This is a genomic window from Bacteroides rodentium JCM 16496 (assembly GCF_000614125.1).
Lineage (GTDB): Bacteria > Bacteroidota > Bacteroidia > Bacteroidales > Bacteroidaceae > Bacteroides > Bacteroides rodentium.
In genome coordinates, this window is record NZ_BAKJ01000017.1 from 1 (window position 1) to 20,051 (window position 20,051).

The 20,051-nt window shown below is 49.5% G+C and carries 13 protein-coding genes and 5 pseudogenes; 7 read left to right on the forward strand and 11 right to left on the reverse strand.

The window, feature by feature from the left end; all coding sequences use genetic code 11:
- The first annotated feature begins 288 nt into the window (after positions 1-288).
- Together JCM16496_RS09450 and nudC are read left to right on the forward strand one after the other, a co-directional pair.
- Positions 289-927, forward strand: a complete 639-nt coding sequence (locus JCM16496_RS09450) for an HU family DNA-binding protein (RefSeq protein ID WP_025833883.1) — start codon at positions 289-291, stop codon at positions 925-927.
- A 116-nt stretch (positions 928-1,043) separates the two neighbouring features.
- Complete coding sequence (gene nudC / locus JCM16496_RS09455) at positions 1,044-1,850, forward strand: NAD(+) diphosphatase (protein WP_025833886.1); 807 nt, start codon at positions 1,044-1,046, stop codon at positions 1,848-1,850.
- Positions 1,851-2,144: 294 nt separating this feature from the next.
- On the opposite strand, the gene JCM16496_RS09460 is transcribed toward nudC, so the two are convergent.
- From JCM16496_RS09460 to JCM16496_RS09470, 3 genes and pseudogenes are all read right to left on the reverse strand, one after another.
- Complete coding sequence (locus JCM16496_RS09460; protein ID WP_025833888.1) at positions 2,145-3,887, reverse strand: phospho-sugar mutase; 1,743 nt, start codon at positions 3,885-3,887, stop codon at positions 2,145-2,147.
- Positions 3,888-3,968: 81 nt separating this feature from the next.
- On the reverse strand, positions 3,969-5,612 hold the full coding sequence (locus JCM16496_RS09465; RefSeq protein ID WP_025833890.1) for a C69 family dipeptidase: 1,644 nt from the start codon (positions 5,610-5,612) through the stop codon (positions 3,969-3,971).
- Between the two features lie 187 nt (positions 5,613-5,799).
- Positions 5,800-7,466: pseudogene (locus JCM16496_RS09470) on the reverse strand (M23 family metallopeptidase).
- 376 nt (positions 7,467-7,842) lie between these two features.
- On the opposite strand from JCM16496_RS09470, the gene ald reads away from it, so the two are divergent.
- Positions 7,843-8,949, forward strand: a complete 1,107-nt coding sequence (gene ald, locus JCM16496_RS09475) for an alanine dehydrogenase (protein ID WP_025833892.1) — start codon at positions 7,843-7,845, stop codon at positions 8,947-8,949.
- 60 nt (positions 8,950-9,009) lie between these two features.
- On the opposite strand, the gene JCM16496_RS09480 is transcribed toward ald, so the two are convergent.
- Positions 9,010-10,215 carry an MFS transporter gene (locus JCM16496_RS09480; protein ID WP_025833894.1) on the reverse strand — a complete coding sequence of 402 codons (1,206 nt, stop codon included), beginning with the start codon at positions 10,213-10,215 and terminating at the stop codon, positions 9,010-9,012.
- A 202-nt stretch (positions 10,216-10,417) separates the two neighbouring features.
- On the opposite strand from JCM16496_RS09480, the gene gad reads away from it, so the two are divergent.
- The 4 genes and pseudogenes from gad (at position 10,418) to gadC (ending at position 15,367) form a co-directional block, all read left to right on the forward strand.
- Positions 10,418-11,854, forward strand: coding sequence for a glutamate decarboxylase (gene gad / locus JCM16496_RS09485; protein ID WP_025833896.1), 1,437 nt, complete (start codon positions 10,418-10,420; stop codon positions 11,852-11,854).
- A 157-nt stretch (positions 11,855-12,011) separates the two neighbouring features.
- A pseudogene (gene glsA, locus JCM16496_RS09490) lies at positions 12,012-12,826 on the forward strand (glutaminase A).
- A gap of 109 nt (positions 12,827-12,935) precedes the next feature.
- Positions 12,936-13,678: pseudogene (locus tag JCM16496_RS09495) on the forward strand (potassium channel family protein).
- Between the two features lie 103 nt (positions 13,679-13,781).
- Positions 13,782-15,367, forward strand: a pseudogene (gadC, locus tag JCM16496_RS09500) (glutamine/gamma-aminobutyrate antiporter GadC).
- A gap of 83 nt (positions 15,368-15,450) precedes the next feature.
- On the opposite strand, the gene JCM16496_RS09505 reads toward gadC, so the two are convergent.
- From JCM16496_RS09505 to JCM16496_RS09535, 7 genes and pseudogenes are all read right to left on the reverse strand, one after another.
- A complete protein-coding gene (locus JCM16496_RS09505) occupies positions 15,451-15,684 on the reverse strand; it encodes a DUF2442 domain-containing protein (RefSeq protein WP_025833898.1) in 234 nt (77 codons plus the stop codon).
- Entirely contained in the window at positions 15,677-15,928 is a 252-nt protein-coding gene (locus JCM16496_RS09510; protein WP_025833900.1) for a DUF4160 domain-containing protein, read from the reverse strand. Before JCM16496_RS09510 ends, JCM16496_RS09505 begins: the two co-directional genes overlap by 8 nt.
- A gap of 73 nt (positions 15,929-16,001) precedes the next feature.
- Positions 16,002-16,948: pseudogene (locus JCM16496_RS09515) on the reverse strand (NAD(P)H-dependent flavin oxidoreductase).
- An 80-nt stretch (positions 16,949-17,028) separates the two neighbouring features.
- Positions 17,029-17,691, reverse strand: coding sequence for a DUF4858 domain-containing protein (locus JCM16496_RS09520; RefSeq protein WP_025833902.1), 663 nt, complete (start codon positions 17,689-17,691; stop codon positions 17,029-17,031).
- Positions 17,692-17,740: 49 nt separating this feature from the next.
- Positions 17,741-18,298 carry a DUF4943 family protein gene (locus JCM16496_RS09525; protein ID WP_009038260.1) on the reverse strand — a complete coding sequence of 186 codons (558 nt, stop codon included), beginning with the start codon at positions 18,296-18,298 and terminating at the stop codon, positions 17,741-17,743.
- A gap of 19 nt (positions 18,299-18,317) precedes the next feature.
- The gene (locus JCM16496_RS09530; RefSeq protein ID WP_025833909.1) at positions 18,318-19,418 is read right to left on the reverse strand and encodes a putative outer membrane beta-barrel protein; all 1,101 of its coding nucleotides are present in this window, start codon (positions 19,416-19,418) and stop codon (positions 18,318-18,320) included.
- Positions 19,405-20,013: an RNA polymerase sigma factor gene (locus JCM16496_RS09535; protein WP_128809523.1), complete on the reverse strand. Its 609-nt coding sequence runs from the start codon at positions 20,011-20,013 to the stop codon at positions 19,405-19,407. Before JCM16496_RS09535 ends, JCM16496_RS09530 begins: the two co-directional genes overlap by 14 nt.
- Between the last annotated feature and the right edge of the window lie 38 nt (positions 20,014-20,051).

Below are 20,051 nucleotides of genomic sequence, written 5' to 3' on the forward strand. Positions count from 1 at the left end.
ACTCTTCATATCCCCCCTCTTTTGCCGAAAACTAAAACTTTCCTCCCCAAACACTACCCTTCGTATCACTATATTTTATACCTTTGTTCACTAAGAATTAATCGTCCCATACCCATTTCTGTTTCGTCCGACAGCTGTCGGACGATAATTAAACAACTGTTGGACGATAATGCAACAGTTGTCGGACGATTAGTTTTTAGGAAGAAGAAAATTAATCCGCTTAGCGACAAAAATAATTCCCCGAAGCGACGAGAACTGTTTATCGCTATAAACAAAAATAAATATCTTATGAGCGCGTATTACGACCTTTACGAAACGCCTTCGCCCGACGGGAAAGAAGACAAGAAATCACTCCACGCACGTATCTGCCCGAAAAGGAATTATACCCAAAAGGAATTTGTGGAACATATCGCAACTTTCCAGCATCTGCCAAAAAATGTGATAGGGGCAGCATTGGATGCCTGCATCGACGAGCTGTGCGACCTCCTTGCCAACGGAAACATCGTGGAGCTGGGAGAACTCGGATTCTTCAGCACTTCACTGAAATGCCTGCGCGAGACCGACGATGAGAAAAAGAAAATCCGTTCCGAATCCGTCCAATTCCAAAACGTGCACCTGCGCATCAGCAGCACGTTCCGCAACAACATCAAGAAGAAAATGACGTTGGAACGTGTACACTCCACTACCAAGAAATCGAAAAAAGCAGTAGAGACCACAGAAGAAACAAGAAAAGCCGAACTGGAACTGTTCCTCAAACAGAATGTATGCATCAACAAGAACGAATACATCCAGCTAAGCGGACTGACCAGACATGCCGCCATAGACGAACTGAACAACTTCATCCGGCAAGGGTTCCTGCGCCGCCGCGGGATGGGAAGGTCAACGGTCTATGTGCGGCAAGAAAAAGACACAGCAAACGAAATTTAGAGAACACACACAGAGGCACAAAGACACAAAGATTCATGCATTTTCTCTTTGAAAAGAAAGAAAGCAGCCACAGAGTTTTCGGACAGGCTCCCCCTCAAATAATAAAATAACAAACAATGGAAAAATCAACAGAACCCCAACCCTGCACGCAGTGGTTCGTCTTCTTCAAAGACCAACTGCTGCTGAAAAAAGGATATACAGACAAAGGAGAAATAAAATACAGCGTACCCGTCAGTATAGAGCCTCCTCTGACACCGGAAGCCGGAAGTAATATACACGAAGTGTTCCCACCCAACGGCAAGCAAGTACATGCATTTGCCTTGGAACAGCCCGTGGCCGAAACCGACGAATGGGTCATGATAGGCCTGCGTGCATCGTACGACTACATCTCGCCGGACGAGTACCGCTCTGCAGGAAAGGCCTTCCAGATACTCTATTGGGACGAGCACAGCCGCTTCTGCCCCGTATGTGGCAGCGCCATGGAGCGCCAGACCCCCATCATGAAGAAATGCCCCAACTGCGGCAATGAGATGTACCCTCCCGTTTCCACCGCCATCATCGTACTGATACGCAAAGGAGACGAAATCCTGCTGGTGCATGCCCGGAACTTCCGCGGAACCTTCTACGGACTGGTAGCAGGCTTCCTCGAAGCCGGCGAGACACTGGAAGAATGTGTGGAACGGGAAGTTTTTGAGGAAACGGGGCTGAAGGTAAAGAACATCACCTACTTCAGTAACCAGCCCTGGCCCTACCCCAGCGGATTGATGGTGGGCTTCATTGCCGACTACGAAAGCGGGGAGATAAAACTGCAGGAAGATGAGCTGACCGCTGCCGCCTTCTATTCCAAAGACAACCTGCCCGAAATACCACGAAAGCTGAGTATCGCAAGAAGGCTGATAGACTGGTGGATGGAGAACAATTAAAAATTAAAGAATTAAAAATTAAAAAGAAGGGGGAAGATATTTAAAAAAGCAGATTGCGGAAAACACACACTCACAAACGAACAACTACGAATGAAACGACTCTCATTCACATCAACCAATCGGTGTGTAACCGCAATCTGCATATACTAAACTTCCCTGCAAACGTTTTGTTCATCAACCGTCGGGTTTAAGTCTTTATTTAAGTTTTCTTTCAACACAGAAGCAAAAGGAAGAGGCGCAGCCTCACGGGTTACGCCTCTCTGAATACTATATACACATTTTTCCTCTTTCCTATCAAATGCCGAGTGACTTGCGCACTGCCTCCACTTTCTTCCCAGCTTCGGTATCGGCGCTGGCATAGCATTTCGGACAACCCATCTCGCCCTTCACCTCGATATAGAACTTAATCTTCGGTTCCGTACCGGAAGGACGGACAGAAATCTTCGTGCCGTCTACAGTGAAATATTGAAGCACATTGGAAGTCTCGGGCATATCCAGCTTGCTTACGTTGCCCTGGGCATCAGTCAGTTCCAGCGTCTTGTAATCCTTAATCAGGCTGACAGCCGAACCGCCGATTTCCTTCGGAGGATTGGCACGGAAGTTATCCATCATCGCCTTGATTTCTTCGGCACCGCTCTTACCCGGTTTCACCACATTCACGGTGGTTTCCTTCGAGAATCCATATTCTACATAGATTTCCATCAATACGTCATAGAGCGTCTTGCCCTGGTCTTTGGCCCAAGCACAGATTTCGGCCAGCAAGGAGCAGGCAGAAACCGCATCTTTATCACGGACAAAGTCTTCGGCCAGGAAGCCATAGCTTTCTTCACCACCACCGATATACTGCTGCTTGCCTTCGCTCAGACGGATTTCACGGGCAATCCACTTGAAGCCGGTGTAACAGTCGCGCATTTCAATCTTGTTCTTGTCTGCCACAGCCTTGATGAGTTCAGTGGTCACGATGGTCTTCACGATGAAGTCGTTCGGCTGCATCTTACCCATTGCAATACGGTTCTTGATGATGTAGTACAAGAAGATGAGACACGTCTGGTTACCGTTGATAAGCACCCACTCGCCCTTATCGTCCTTGCAGGCCATGCCAACACGGTCGGCATCCGGGTCACTTGCCATCACGATGTCGGCGTCAATCTTCTTGGCCAGCGCAATGGCCATGGAAAGGGCTTCGGCATTTTCGGGGTTCGGAGAAACCACTGTCGAGAAATTGCCGTCCTTCACCATCTGTTCGGGCACGCAGTTGATATTCTCAAATCCCCACTCCTTCAATGAGTCCGGAATGAGCACGCGGCCTGCGCCATGAAGCGGAGTATACACAATGCTGAGGTCTTTCTGGCGACGGATGACTTCGGGGTCGATGGAGATGGAGTGAACCATGTCCAGATAAACCTTATCCACTTCCTTGCCGATAATCTGAATCAAGTCCTTGTTACCGTTGAACTTGATGTCGTCCACAGTCACCTTGTTCACCTCGTCGATGATGGCTGTATCGTGCGGAGCGAGCACCTGCGCACCGTCATCCCAATAAGCCTTGTAGCCATTATATTCTCTGGGATTATGGCTGGCAGTGATGTTGATACCGCTCTGGCAGCCGAAGTGGCGGATGGCGAATGAAACTTCGGGCGTAGGACGAAGGTCATCAAAAAGATATACCTTGATGCCGTTTGCAGAGAAGATGTCGGCGGAAATCTTGGCGAACTTGTCGCTATTGTTGCGGCAGTCGTGACCCACAACAACGGAGATATCCTTCTTTCCGGCAAAGCATTTGTTCAGATAGTTGGACAAGCCTTGTGTGGCGGCACCTACGGTATAGATGTTCATGCGGTTTGTACCGGCACCCATGATGCCGCGCAGACCACCCGTTCCAAACTCCAGGTCTTTGTAAAAACTGTCTATCAATTCGGTTTTATCTGGATTTTCCAACATGCGTTTCACTTCTGCCTGAGTTTCGGCATCATATGCCGGGGTAAGCCATTTTTCGGCTTTCTCAGTCACCTGCTTAATCAGTTCCTGATTTTCCATAAGACTGTTATTGTTTTAAGGGTTAATATAAACTTTTTTGTAAGACACAAATGTAGGAGAATAAGTTCAAATATCCTAATTTTATTCAGGCATTTTATATCTGTCTCCTGTCTGCTTAACATACTCTTCGAGGAACTCCTTCGGGTATCCCGGGCGGATTACGCCTGCCGGCTGGCCGATGGAATTACGTTCGAATTGACCGTTTTTCATACGTTTGACAACGCCGTCATTGTACTTTACGACAAGAAACTCGCCAAGACGTTTCCAGGTATCGAAAGTGCTTTGGGCGGTCATGTTCGTATAATTGGTAAGGAATGCCTTTGCTTTGGCAGGGTCTTTTTCCAGCAGTTTGGCAGCAGCAGCCTCAACGCCTTCCTGCGCTTCGTTGAAGGTTGTCTCCAACTCTGTCTGAGTGGCACGCACGTCGCCCATCATCAAATCATAACGGGGATAAACCATATTGGCCACCCAGTTGAAAATCCAGAAAGCGGAGTTCCAGGAGAAAGTGATGTAATCGGCGCCGTCCACACGGGTGTAGCATACGGGAACCTTGTCCGTACAGCAGTATACGGGTGTAAATACCGTCATGTTGGCATCATCCGTGCCGAACCACAATACTCCACCGATAGGGTCGGGCAACTCGGAGCGCATCTGTGCCACGAATACGAAACCGCTCTGCTGGGTGGAGATGGGACGCTCATTGAAGTATTCCTGGTCACCCACCTTGAAAGAGAGTGGAGAAAGGCGGTACGGGGTATGATACGGGCCTGCACCGAAATCTTTGCTGATGTCGAGAGGGGTACCTTCATAATGGTCGCGCATGGCGTTCTTCACATCCTGCACGGAAACTTTGCGGTTGGGCTTCACAAACAGAGGCATCGGAGTATTCGTCTCACCTAATATATAAGGTAGGAACTCGTTGCCGCGGTCGGTAAACATATTGAAATAACTCCATACGCGGGCCTCGCAATAGCGGCGGGCACCGAAATCGAGCGGAGCGTAAGCATCGGCAAAGCTGAAATCCTTGTTCACACCGTCAAAATACCCCTTCTCACGTGCAAAGGAGATGACGTCGGCAGAGTACATACAGTTTTCCTTGTCGTTCATGTTGAACTGATGAATACGGCTCTGGTTGGCATGAGCGGAGATACAGTCATCAGGTACGCGGACAGCTACCCATACGGCACCGCGCACACCGGGTCCCTTGCCAATCATCTCCATAATCCATATCTCGTTGGGGTCGGCAACGGTAAAGGACTCGCCACTGCTGTAATAGCCGTATTCCTGCACCAGTTCCGTCATCACCTTGATGGCCTCGCGGGCGGTGCGTGAGCGTTGCAGACCGAGGTAAATCAAACTGCCGTAGTCGATGATGCCGGTGGTATCCACCAGCTCGGGACGTCCGCCGAATGTCGTCTCACCGATAGTGAGCTGGAACTCATTCATATTGCCGATGACGTTGTACGTCTGGCGGGCCTGCTCTATCTGCCCAAGGTATTTGCCGGTGTCCCACTCGTGTATGTCAATCAGCGTGCCTTTCTTGTGCATGCCGGCAGGATAATGGTATAACTCGCCGAACAAGCCATAGGAATCGGCAGAATAAGAAACGATGGTAGAACCGTCCGCGGAGGCGTTCTTACCTACGATAAGATTGGTGCAGGCCAGCGCATTCGCCACGGCTGCCACAATAAACAAGACGGAAAGAGTCAGTCTTTTACTTTTCATACTTCTGATAAATTAAGGCTCACCCCCGCCCCCTCTCCGAAAGAGAGGGGAGAAGGGAATGATGGCTTGTTACACATATTTTTATTACACTATATACAGCAAAAGCAACTTCAAACCTCCCCCCCCTACCGGATTGCTCTCCCCCGACAACGGGAGAACCGGAGGGGGTAAAGCCTGGGGAGAGTCTTTACCATACAAAGTCAAACTGTTCGGTGGTACGGTTGCCACAGCCATCCGTCACCGTCATCTCCACCACGTGCTTGCCGCCTTTCTCCACATGTTTCGGGTCGAGCTCGCACACCAGGTTGCCACTGATGGAATTGGGCTTGCCGAACAAGGCATACTTCCCGTCAATCGTACCCCGATAGGTATTGATGCCGGTTTCCTTGTCCTTGGCCTTGAAGATGATTTTTCCCGTACGTCCCCATTGGGCTTGGTTCACGGGAGTTATCACCGGCGGAACCGTATCCACCGCCACGGTATAAGTCCCCAAATCCCGTATACGCACTTTCATGACACCATCCTCATACTTACCGCCGATGCGGTATTTTCTACCGCGCTCCGTTACGCCCGCCACATAATATTTGGTCATATCCTCTACCGGACGCCGGCGCAAGCCGATACGCAAATCGCAGGCATCGTGCATAGGAATACGGGTATCGTTCAGTTGATAGGTGAAAGCGATGTCGCCACTATCAGCCCGCACGGAGTAGTTCAGCAAGACGTCATCGTAGAGCATTCCTTTCGGGATAACCAACTCCAGCCCCGGCTCCTGCAGATAGTTCACCTTGTCCCATTTGAGGGCATATTTCTCACGATGTTCCACCGGAGCAATGGTCGTCTTCTGCCCCTGGACTGTAAAGCGGACCTTGGAGGTATTTCCCAGCGCATCGCTCAGCGTATAGACAAACCGGTAAGGGCGTTCTTCGTTGATTTCCACCAGCCGCGATTGCCGTTGGATGCCTGCAGCATGCGAAGGCGGTTGCCCGGCTCTATAAAAGACTTCATGTACTGACCGTGTGTCCACGAATTGATATAGCGGTTCTCCTCATAGGCAAAGCGGTCTACCGTACTGCGGAAGACTTCCTCACCGTCCACTTCGAGAATCACCGTCTTCACGCCATATTTATTCTGCACTCCGTCCATATAATCGTAGGCACGGATGCCTGCACCAATCAGTCCCCAGGCGGTAATGGGTTTCGCAGGATGTGCCGGAAAAGCCCGTCGCGCCTGCTTGCCTTCCACCACTCCTTTTCCCGGCTGGGGAAACAGCATGATACCTTCGGCACGCGGGGCAGTCTTGTCCTTCACCTTGTCCATGAAAAAAGGCAGCGGGTCTATATATTCGTCCGTAGCCGTCTCTATCATATCCAGATGCAGGTGCGGACCGAAAGAGTATCCGGTGTTTCCGCTCAAAGCTATTATCTGACCGGCCTTCACGGGATATTCACCGGGCTCGGGAGTAATTTCCACCTCCCAACTCTCTTTCTCGTACTGCAAGTCTTCAACCCGGCGGGCCACATCGCCCACAAAAGCACTCAAATGGCGGTTTATCGTCGAATAGCCGTTGTCATAAGCCACATCGAGCACATAGCCCGAACCGTGGGTAACGCGGATACGCGAAATATGTCCGTCGGCCAGGGCGCGTACCGGCTTGCCGATGGTGCCGCCGGTCTTGAAGTCCAGCCCGCCATGAAAATGGTTGGCACGTATCTCGCCGAAGTTACCGGAGAAGGTGATGGGGAAATCAAAAGGCGGGATGAAGGAGGTCTTGCCTGTATCGGTTTCCTGGGCATAGCCGCCCTGCATACCACCGACAAAAAGCAAGAGAAAGAAAAACAGAGAATATTTCATATCTTATACAGTCAATATTATTTAATCCATGCAAATATAGGAAGATTACACGGATTATCACTGATTTTTCCCGGAGAACTCCATGAAACTCTGTGAACTCTGTAGTGAGAAAAAGGATTTTCCGACAAACAAAACATTTCCATTCCCTGCGCTCTACCCGCTCCCTATCTGCTCCCTATCTGCTCCCTACCAAGTCCCTCTGTATAGACAGGGAGAAAACATGAAGAAGGCAGGGAGCAATCAGGAGAAAACAAAAAAATAGCACAATGGACATGCATAAAAATTCTGTTGAAGAACATAGCTGCACCAATAACACCCAAGCCGGGAAATCGCTATATTGCGCCATGTTTAACCCCCCAATTAAAACTTTAAGGTTATGATTATCGGAGTACCTAAAGAAATCAAGAACAACGAGAACCGCGTGGGCATGACCCCTGCCGGAGTAGCCGAGTTGGTGAAAAAAGGTCATACGGTGTATGTGCAGGCCACGGCAGGCGCAAACAGCGGCTTCTCCGACGATGACTACATCGCCGTAGGTGCAAAGACTTTACCGACCATTGAAGAGACGTATGCCGCAGCCGACATGATTGTCAAGGTAAAGGAACCTATTGCACCGGAGTACAAACTGATTAAAAAGGGACAAGTGGTATTTACCTACTTCCACTTTGCAGCCGATAAATTACTGACCGAAGCCATGATTGAAAGCGGTGCCGTCTGCATCGCCTACGAAACCGTGGAAAAAGAAGACCACTCACTTCCGCTACTTACTCCCATGAGCGAGGTGGCAGGACGTATGGCTACACAAGTAGGAGCCCGCTTCCTTGAAAAGCCACAAGGCGGCAAGGGAAAACTGATGGGTGGAGTGACTGGTGTACGTCCCGCACGCGTACTTATCCTTGGAGGCGGTATCGTGGGCACCAATGCCGCACAGATAGCTGCCGGAATGGGTGCCGAAGTGCTGATTACAGACATCAACCTCCCCCGCCTGCGCTACCTGAGTGAAGTGATGCCGAAAAACGTAAAGACACTCTATTCTTCCACCCATAACATCAAGATGGAATTGCCGAACATCGACATGGTAGTAGGTTCCGTCCTCATCCCCGGTGACAAGGCCCCGCATCTCATCACCCGCGAAATGCTGAAGATGATGAAACCCGGCACCGTACTCGTGGACGTAGCCATCGACCAAGGCGGTTGTTTCGAAACCTCCCATCCCACTACGCACAGCGATCCTACCTACATTGTGGATGGAATTGTGCACTACGCCGTTGCCAATATCCCCGGCGCCGTACCCTTCACCTCCACCATGGCACTGACAAATGCCACCCTGCCCTACACCGTTGCCCTGGCATGCAAAGGCTGGAGACAAGCCTGCAAGGACGATCCGGCTCTGGCGCTGGGATTGAACGTAGTGGAAGGCAAGGTAACATACAAAGCTGTAGCCGATGTCTTCGGGCTGAAATATGAGGCGATTGAGCTATAAGTTATAGAGTGTGTCAAAACCCTCTTAATCCGCACCTAATATTATAACATTATGAAAGTGTTAAGAGCTTTGCCACATTCTCTTTTTCTCCCACCACATAGCGAGCAGTGTGATGCAGAGATTGAAAATAAACGGGAATTCCTTGGAACTAGTGTGAAACAAGGTCTGAAAGAAGTCTGTAATGAACGGGGACAATAGGATCGCCAGATAATTCATCACCATTACAAAGGCCAGTGCCAAAGTTGTTTTTTCCGGTATAGCCGTATCTACTGTCTCGTCATAAATCAGCGGTTGAATGACACCATATCCCAAACCAACCAACATACATCCCGGTATTATCAGCCATTCTTTAGGCGAAATCCATATCAAGAGCAAACCCGCTGCAATGGACAAAAGGCTGTAGAACTTCGTATTTCTCCCCATCCACTTCACGATATGCCCCAGGAAGAAGCCCGGAGCCATAATGGCAAGGAAGAATAAGGAAATCATCAATCCGGAATTTCCGCTGGAGAAGTGATGTGCCTCCATCAAAAAAGGCAAGTCAAAAGTAACCGCCAGCACTACATACGTAGTGACGCCATAAAACAGCATCAACTGTAGCAGATGGCGGACATGGATGCCGTATTTACCGGGAACCGCACGCTTGGATTCCTCCGGAACAACGGTAACCGTATCTTCTGTTATCTGCGGCTGACCGGTATCCCCCTTCAAATACCCGACAAGCAGCAGAGAAACCAACGGAAGCAGATATACCACGAAAGGCAAGTGCCAGTTTACCTCTGCCAGATACCCAGTCACCGCCGTTGCCACAACCAGCGTCACATTGGTGATGGCAGAACTGTAACCAAACTGCTTCACCCGATATTCCCCCGTGAAATAGCGTGAAACCAGACCGGTGGACAACGGAATAATCACCCCCGAACCGATGCCAAGCAAAGCGCTGACCACCATCAACTGCCACATTTTGTCCGAAAAAAGATAAAGTACCCCACTGGCGGCAAACATCCAAAGGCCCGCTTTCAGCAGACGTACAAAATCACGTTTCTCTGCCAGCTTGCCCGCCAACAGCACAAAAGGAATTATCAGCAGCGAAGGTAGGGAGGTAAGCATCTGTATATCCAGTTCCGTGGCATGTGGAAAAATGGTGGTAAGCTGTCCCAAAATAGGTGATACGGCCAATCCCGGCAAGGAAGTCAATGCAGAGACAGACCAAATGCCGACAAGCGTGATAAGGGGGATTGTGCCCCTTCCGGTATTAATTTTCATATAGTAGTATATTAATTAAATGAATAATGTGGGAACAACAAACCTACCTTCAGAATGTTCGTTTTTTAAGATTTTACTACGCTGCCCTTTAATAAACGCCAAATAATGTAAAACCCCGGAACTTTCATCCGCAAACCTCGTTGTTGTGGGAAATTCGACGGGGAAAAGCCCCGCCGCCTAAACCTTTAAAAAACTTATTTATATGGAAGATTTGAATTTCAGAAAAGGAGATGCGAAAACTGAAGTATTCGGCTCAAACCGTATGTTACAACCCTCACCCGTAGAAAAGATTCCCGACGGACCTACTACCCCGGAAATCGCCTATCAGATGGTGAAAGACGAGACCTTCGCCCAAACGCAGCCTCGCTTGAATCTGGCTACATTCGTCACTACCTATATGGACGAATATGCCACCAAGCTGATGAACGAAGCCATCAACATCAACTACATTGACGAGACCGAATATCCGCGCATCGCCGTAATGAACGGTAAATGTATCAACATCGTGGCCAACCTCTGGAACTCTCCTGAAAAAGAGACCTGGAAAACCGGCGCACTTGCCATCGGTTCCTCGGAGGCATGTATGCTGGGTGGTGTGGCAGCCTGGTTGCGCTGGCGCAAGAAACGTCAGGCACAAGGCAAACCGTTCGACAAACCAAACTTCGTTATTTCAACCGGTTTCCAGGTGGTATGGGAAAAATTCGCCCAATTGTGGCAGATTGAAATGCGTGAAGTGCCCTTGACACTGGACAAGACCACGCTCGACCCCGAAGAAGCTTTGAAGATGTGTGATGAGAACACCATCTGTATCGTGCCTATCCAAGGCGTTACATGGACAGGACTGAACGATGACGTCGAAGCCCTCGACAAAGCCCTCGATGCCTACAATGCAAAGACCGGCTACGACATTCCTATCCACGTAGATGCCGCCAGCGGCGGTTTCATCCTCCCGTTCCTCTATCCCGAAAAGAAATGGGACTTCCGTTTGAAGTGGGTACTCTCCATCAGCGTCAGCGGACACAAATTCGGTCTGGTTTATCCGGGTCTGGGCTGGGTTTGCTGGAAAGGCAAGGAATATCTGCCCGAAGAAATGTCATTCAGCGTAAACTACCTCGGTGCCAACATTACCCAGGTAGGCCTGAACTTCTCCCGTCCTGCCGCACAGATTCTGGGTCAATATTACCAGTTCATCCGTTTGGGATTCCAGGGTTACAAAGAAGTACAGTACAACTCCCTGACCATCGCCAAGTACATCCATGACGAAATCGGCAAGATGGCTCCGTTCGTAAACTATTCCGACGAAGTTGTGAACCCGCTGTTCATCTGGTACTTGAAACCGGAATATGCAAAAGCTGCCAAATGGACTCTGTATGACCTGCAGGACAAGCTGTCACAACACGGTTGGATGGTACCCGCCTATACCCTGCCTTCAAAACTGGAAGACTACGTCGTAATGCGTGTCGTTGTCCGCCAAGGATTCAGCCGCGACATGGCAGACATGCTGCTGGGTGACATCAAGAATGCCATCACAGAGCTGGAGAAACTGGATTACCCGACTCCTACCCGTATGGCGCAGGAAAAGAACCTGCCGGTGGAAACCAAAATATTCAACCACGGATGCCGTACACATAAAAAGTAACAACTAATATGGAAAAGAAAATATCAATTTCACAAATAAAGGAGGTTGCCCAAGAAGCCTACAACGAGGTGAAGGGCAGCACGGGAGGCAAGAATGCGGATTATATCCCTACCTTGCCAACATAGACTCCAGACTGTTCGGGCTCAGCATCTGCCTGATGAACGGGCAGACCATCAATATAGGTGATACAGACTATCATTTCGGTATAGAGTCCGTCTCGAAGGTACACACAGCCATCCTTATCCTGCGCCAATACGGTGCACAGAAAGTGCTGGACATGATAGGTGCCGATGCCACGGGACTACCGTTCAACTCCATCATCGCCATTTTGCTGGAAAACGACCACCCTTCCACTCCATTGGTAAATGCCGGTGCCATTTCCGCTTGTTCCATGGTGCAGCCAGTGGGAAACTCCGACAAGAAATGGGATGCCATTGTACAGAATGTCACTGAGCTGTGCGGCTCTGCCCCGCAACTCATCGACGAACTGTACAAATCGGAAACGGCTACCAACTTCAACAACCGCTCCATTGCCTGGCTGCTGAAAAACTACAACCGCATCTACGATGATCCGGATATGGCCCTCGACCTCTATACCCGCCAGTGTTCTCTCGGCATCACAGCCCGGCAACTGGGCATTGCCGCAGGAACCATCGCCAACAACGGCGTGAACCCCGTCACCAAACAAACGGTGTTCGAAGCAGCCTGGCACCGAAAATCACGTCGATGATTTCGACCGTAGGCTTCTACGAGCATTCCGGCGACTGGATGTACACCGCCGGCATACCGGCCAAAAGCGGTGTAGGCGGCGGCGTAATGGCCGTATTGCCCGGTGTCATGGGAGTATCGGCCTTCGCTCCTCCCCTGGACGAAGCGGGAAACTCCGTAAAGGCCCAATCGGCAATCAAGTTCATCATGAACAAGCTCGGCCTGGGTGTGTTCAATGGTGATAACGTAACGATTACAGAATAAGCTTCTCTTTTTAGTTATGAGTTATAGGTTATGAGTTATTTGTTGGTAGGCACCGTAATCAGCAAATGACTTATAACTCATAACTTATGACTTTATAATGGACTTCATCATGAAAATGGCTCTATCAGAATTTGTATTGCGGGAAAAAGGTATCTATGGCATACTGCATGTCATTATATTGATACTGTCGCTATTTTTAGTTATCAGCATCTCTGTCGACACGTTCAAGGGGATTCCCTTCTATGAACAGTCGGTCTACATGAAAGTACAGTTGTGGATATGCGCTCTGTTCCTGGCGGATTTTGTATTGGAATGGTTCCTGGCAGAGAAGAAGGGTCACTACGTGGCCACACATTTCATTTTCCTGCTGGTGGCTATACCCTACCAAAACATCATTGCTATATGGGATGGACTTTCTCACCCGAGATAACCTATATGCTGCGTTTCATCCCATTGGTGCGGGGCGGTTACGCCATGGCTATCGTAGTGGGTTGGCTGACGTACAACCGAGCATCGGGACTGTTTGTTTCCTACCTTACCATGCTGCTGGCCACTGTCTATTTTTCCAGCTTGGCCTTTTATGTCATGGAGCATGGTCCCAATCCTTTGGTCAAAGGATATGGAGACGCCTTGTGGTGGGCATTTATGGATGTGACGACGGTGGGTTCCAATATCATAGCAGTCACCCCCACCGGACGGGTACTGTCCGTACTGCTGGCTGCGCTGGGCATGATGATGTTCCCTATCTTTACAGTGTATGTAACGAGCCTGGTCGAACGGCGCAATAAGGAAAAAGAAGAGTTCTACAAGAAAGTTGCACAGAAGCCCGCGCCCAAAGCCGACGCTTCCTGAATAGTTAAAACCGGAACTTTCACTTATCCGTTGGGAACAACTCTTCCCAAGTGTTGTTATAGACGCTGATTTTGAATATATTTTTCATCTAAAACCTTAACTTATGGCAAATATTAAACAAACAGTGAAGCTGGGGGTATTTACCCTGGCAATCATGAATGTGACGGCAGTAGTATCCCTACGTGGACTTCCTGCCGAGGCCGTGTACGGAATGAGTTCGGCCTTCTACTACTTATTTGCAGCCATTGTTTTTCTGATTCCGACGTCACTTGTCGCCGCGGAACTGGCTGCCATGTTTCAAGACAAGCAAGGCGGTGTGTTCCGCTGGGTGGGCGAAGCCTACGGAAAAAGACTGGGCTTCCTTGCCATCTGGGTACAATGGATTGAAAGTACAATCTGGTATCCTACCGTATTGACATTCGGTGCCGTATCCATTGCTTTCATCGGCATGAACGACGTACACGACATGGCACTGGCCAACAACAAGTATTACTCGCTCGTCGTTGTCCTCATCATCTACTGGCTGGCCACGTTCATCTCCATGAAGGGCATGAGCTGGTAGGTAAAGTGGCAAAGGTCGGCGGCCTGGTCGGGACCATTATTCCTGCCGCACTGCTGATTATCCTGGGTATCATCTACCTTGCCACCGGCGGACACTCCAACCTGGACTTCCACAGCAGCTTCTTCCCCGACTTGACGAACTTCGACAACGTGGTGCTTGCTGCCAGTATCTTCCTCTTCTATGCCGGTATGGAAATGGGCGGTATCCACGTAAAAGACGTGAACAATCCCTCCAAGAATTATCCGAAGGCAGTGTTTATCGGTGCAGCCATTACGGTTATCATCTTCGTACTCGGCACTTTCTCACTGGGCATCATCATCCCGGCCAAAGACATCAGTCTGACACAGAGTCTGCTTGTAGGCTTCGATAACTATTTCCATTACATCCGTGCCTCCTGGCTGTCACCCATCATTGCCATTGCTCTGGCATTCGGTGTGCTGGCAGGTGTATTGACATGGGTTGCCGGTCCGTCCAAAGGTATCTTTGCCGTAGGAAAAGCAGGCTACATGCCTCCGTTCTTCCAAAAGACAAACAAGCTGGGCGTACAGAAGAATATCCTTTATGTACAAGGCGGTGCAGTAACCGTACTGAGCCTTCTGTTCGTAGTCATGCCTTCCGTACAGAGTTTCTACCAAATTCTGTCACAGCTGACTGTAGTCCTCTATCTTATCATGTATATGCTGATGTTCTCCGGAGCCATCGTGCTGCGTTATAAGATGAAGAAGCTGAACCGTCCGTTCCGTATCGGCAAGAATGGCAACGGATTGATGTGGCTCATCGGTGGGCTTGGCTTCTGCGGTTCATTGCTGGCATTCGTGCTGAGCTTTATCCCGCCCAGCCAGATTTCAACAGGCAGCAACACTGTATGGTTCTCCGTGCTCATCATCGGTGCGCTGATTGTAGTCATTGCCCCGTTCATTATTTATGCCTCCAAGAAACCGTCCTGGGTTGACCCGAACAGTAGCTTCGAACCATTCCACTGGGAAGAGCAACCCGCTGTGCAGACAGCCGGTAAAAGTGCAACAAATATGGCTACCGGTAGCGCCACTACCAGCAGCAATGGCACAAGCAATTCCGCCACAAGTGGAAATATGGCAAAAGACACAACCAATATCCCCAAAGGATAAAAGGTTATAAGTTGGAACTAAAAAAGGAATATCCCCGAAATCACCGGGAATATTCCTTTTTTAGTATAGCACCATTACATTCTTTAAATGCAATCCAACGGATTACGTTTCATAATAAGAGGATAACGCTCCGGATGTTTCAGACTCTCAATCTCCAAATCAACACCTAACGCTTCCCACTCTATAGCCGAATGCCCACACATACGCACATTTAAAACATCCGAAATTCGAGCATCTCGTAACCAAGGTACGCGATTATAGGAAATAAAGAAATCGTTACCTTTCACTGACAGCATAATCCCTTGAGCATTAATCATCAACACGCTTACCGATGTGTTCTGTGAATTGGCGTTTAAATTCGTTTCCATATTGCTCCAATATTTGAGTTATTCTTTTCAAATCCTTATTTTTAAAACCATAGTTTTCAGCCAGCTCTATAGACGGCTCTAACCAAAACTTCGCTTCACATTCAGCCTTAATTACATGAATATGCTGTCGTTCTTCTTCATTAGAGAAAATTTTGAAACAATAACCGTCTTCGCGTCTAAATACCGGACTCATAATATCAATGATTTTCTATATCGAGTCAAAGATACGAAAAAACTTATGCATAATTATCTTGTCACCATTTTTTTTAAAACGTTTCCTGCATTCTCTCCCACGCCCTTCTGCTCTCCTCCACCAGCTCTTGCATGACCGACGCCACAGACTGCACTCCCTTTCCATGCAGCAAGGCAGATACCTGCCCTATTTCCAGTTCCCCTTCTTCCAAGTCACCTTCAAAAATACCACGTTTGGCACGGCCACGCCCTAAAAGGATACGAAGTTCTTCCTCTGAAGCGCCCACAGCCTCAGCAGCCTCTACGGCGCTGCGAAAGTTATTGCGCACCAGACGCACCGGAGCCAATTTCTTCAAAAGCAGACGGGTATCCCCTTCTTCCAAATGCAGGCAGTAATCCTTAAATACCTCGCTTGCAGAACTTTCTGCCGTCAAGGCAAAGCGTGTACCAATCTGCACACCTTCCGCACCCAGCACCCGGGCAGCCAGCATGGCCTCACCCGTTGCAATGCCACCGGCGGCAATCAGCGGAAGTGTAGTAACTGCACGTACAGCAGGTATCAGGCACAGAGTGGTAGTCTCCTCCCTCCCATTGTGCCCACCGGCTTCGAACCTTCGGCAACTATTGCATCGACACCCGCCTCTTCTGCCTTCACGGCAAAACGCGAGGACGAAACAACATGCACCACCGTGATGCCACGCTCGTGCAACCAACCGGTCCATTTCTTCGGGCTGCCGGCAGATGTAAATACAATCTTCACTCCCTCGTCGGCCACAATCTGCATTATCTCTTCTATCTGGGGATACATCAAGGGAATGTTCACACCAAAAGCATGATGCGTAGCCTCACGGCATTTCCTGATATGCTCCCGCAACGTTTCGGGATGCATCGAACCTGCGCCGAGCAGGCCCAACCCTCCCGCATTGCTTACAGCAGCAGCAAGTCTCCAGCCGCTACACCACACCATACCACCTTGAATTATCGGATATCTTATTCCGAATAGAGAAGTCACTCTGTTCATTATTACTTTTTTTAAAAGATTTACTAATGAAAACAAGAGGAGAAGAAAGAAAGTTCAAAATTTGAAAAGAAAGTGACAAACTACCGTTTTTCCAAAACTGTTATCGAGTCTCCATACGCCTTCAATACTTCCAGCGTACGGGCACGGCGCTTGCGACCTTTGATATTCCAAAACTCACGGGTAAAAGGCATCATCAGGTCTAAACCGGAAATTCCGCCTCCACCGGCACCTTGCCAACCACCCACAGCCATATTATTGGCCCGCTCCGTCACCCGGTAACGCAGACCGGTTGCTTCAATCTGCTCCACCGTCTCACGCAGACCGGCATCAAACGGATGTTTAGCCCAGTTCGTGGGAAGCTTCAGAATCTTAAGCGCATAGAATTCGTCTCCCCGCCAAGTATCCTTGTCTACCTTGATTTTTTTCTGATAAATGGGGTCCCAATTATATTTGGTATTGGCCGTATAGGGACGCAGGGTAAGCACCACTTTTTTCTCGGGCGCTTTCGGCATGACGGGCAATGAACTATCAAAATCCATCCACGACTTGTCCATCGCCGCTTTTGGAGTGCCCAGTGAATTGTTCATTTCCAATTCCTGCAATACCTCCGGATTCAGCCTTACCTCCCCCTCGCCCTTCAGCAACCGGTTCAGCCTCAACGAGTCCTGAGGAGTCCAGTTTTGGGCATAGCAAGGGAAGGCTACTGCACAGAGCAACCCCCAAACAAGTATAGATATCTTCACCTGACAGTTTTGATTACTTAATCCCTAATCCTTAATCCCTAAAAACATTTCACCACCACATATATCCGCTGCCACAAAGCGGTTCGTCATAGCAGGGGTCAATCGTCCACATGGTCCGTGGATACTTACGGGTTTCCCACCAGCGTCGGTAGCGCGAGGCGGCATCCAGCACCTCTTCGTCCGAAAGGAAATAGATACCTTCATAATTCTCCGCATCCGTATGCACCATCTTGCATCCCATCGAAGCATTGTTCCCGAGGCGGATAGTCTCTACCGTCCACAAGATGCATTCGCCCAAACGCAGCTTGCCACCTGCCGAATAGGATACCGGAGCCAGGGGGAAAGAGGGAATGACCGTCAAGTCCTCGGCATACTTCAGCAATTCCTCTATATCTTCGGAAGTGAACTTGGGCATGTTACTCAATCCATCCGGACTTTGGGTAGAATATTTGCCAGCCTTCAACTGCTTGACAAACAAGTCTACATCCGGATGGTTGTAGTCCAACGTTTCTTTGCTGCAAGAGCCCAAAGAGAGAACAGAAAGAGTAAAGAATACGAGCAGCATAGTCTGCCCGAATATATGTAATTTATTGTATAGAGTCTTCATATTTGTATGGTATTTAAGATTAATAAGTCATGCGCACGCCGCACAACAGATTCAGATTGGTGGGCCGTTCCGTACGCAAGGTTCTCGTCTGCGAGTCCGTATCGAAATGATGGGACACGGACGGCTCTGCAAACAAGGCAAAACGGTCGTTCATTTTATAGCGTACCCCTACTCCGGCAGCAACCGACAACTGTACCGGCTCTGCGCCGAATCCATTGTCCGGAGCACCTGCAATGCATTTTTCGGCTGTTCCACCTACCATAGCATAGAAATCCACTTTCGGCGTACTGGCCAGCATCATGTTCAGCCTTACCGGAACTCCCAGCGTATGCAACGTATGGTCACCATCCAAGCAATTATACTGAAGACCGGCTTCCAAGGAGAAATGCTTATCTAAACGACGTTCCACACTTACCCCGGCTGTGAACGGCATATGGAAATTCCCTTTCGGGAGGGAAGTGCCGATGCCTGCTTTCAATGCCCAATTACGGGGCTTGGACGGCGATACAGCCACAGACTTTGCCGGTTCTTCCTCAGAAGATGACGGCACTCTGTCTATATCAGCATCCTTATGGCCGGAATTTGAATGGTAGTTACCGTTTCCGGCCGGAGTTCCGTTACTGTAATAACCGTTTCCCGGCTGCGGCTGGTTTCCGTACACCCGTTGGGTAATCCGGATGGAAACATGGACGGACACGGATTCATCCTCATCGGCCTGCGCCGTCAATCCTGCCGGAATGCCGTTGGCGGGATGCTGTGTACCGGGTTTTTGTGCCACGGGGTTGGCCTGATGGATAGAGGGAAAACTTTCCTGCACCACATCCCCGTTCAAGTTGCCTTCCGGTGTCATGACTGCCACTTGTGTAAAGGCCTCCTTGATTTCCTCTTTCGGAGAGAAATACCAGAAAGCGGCAGAAGCAGCTCCCAGTACAAATACAACAGAGGCGGCTGCGGCTACGCGGTGAAACCTCGGAGAAAGAAGAAGCTGCCTCCTGCCTTTTACGGCAACCGGTGACGGCAAGTCACGTTGCAACCCTTCCCAGAAGTCCTCCCGCACTGTCATCTCTGCGCCGGCAAGACGACTGCGGAACAAACCGGTTATTTCATCATTTTCTCTCATATTCAGTATATTCTTTAATTCTTTTTATCAACAAACACTTGGCACGATGCAACTGCGAGGTAGACGAATGCTCTTTGATGTGGAGGATTTCGGCTATTTCCTTGTGCGATTTCTCCTCAAAGACGTATAAGTTGAATACAGTACGGCATCCATCGGGAAGTTCCGCCACGAACGCCATCAGCATTTCTTCGGAAATGCGGCCTCCGGTTTCGGCAATGCCCGCTTCATCCGGAATGTCGGGCAATTGTTCCTCATTCACCACCAGTTGGCTGAAGCGTTGCTGCCTCCGCAGGTAGTCTATCGCCTGCGTCACCATTACCCTTGTCACCCAGGTACTCAATGCACATTCGCCACGGAAGGTGAAGTGGGTGAAAATTTTGATGAAGCCATCGTGCAATACGTCATGGGCCGCATCGACATCGCCCGTATAGCGGTAACATACCGCCAGCATCTGCTTGGAGTAGAGGGTGTATAATTCCTTTCGGGCGGAATCCTTTCCTGCCCGGCAGCCCTCAATCAGTTCTATCTCATTTTCCAATGTCAGTGCTCGTTTTACGGACGCCTCTTCGCGTCGTTTGTTAGTTAGACGCAGCATTGCGGAAAATGCTGCTGAAATAATTCTAAAAAGAAGTT